This window comes from Oleiphilus sp. HI0125, from assembly GCF_001635355.1.
Genome location: NZ_LWGF01000597.1, coordinates 1 through 268, shown reverse-complemented (window position 1 = coordinate 268; position 268 = coordinate 1). Strand labels below are relative to the sequence as shown.

At 52.6% G+C, this 268-nt stretch carries 1 protein-coding gene; it reads left to right on the top strand.

The genetic code is table 11. From position 1 onward, the window contains the following. Positions 1–268, top strand: a 268-nt coding sequence (locus A3762_RS07580) for a hypothetical protein (RefSeq protein WP_197469124.1), incomplete at both ends; no start/stop codon positions are given.

The following is a 268-nucleotide window of genomic DNA, read 5'->3' as shown; positions in this document are numbered from 1 at the left end:
AGCATGACGACCATGGACACGACAAACATGACGACCATGGACACGACAAACATGACGACCATGGACACGACGATCATGACGACCATGGACACGACGATCATGATGACCACGGACACGACAAGCATGACGACCACGGACACGACGATCATGACGACCATGGACACGACAAGCATGACGACCACGGGCACGACAAGCATGATGATCACGGACATGACGATCATGGACATGATGAGCATGAAGGTCATCACCATGCCCATGATGGAGTAGA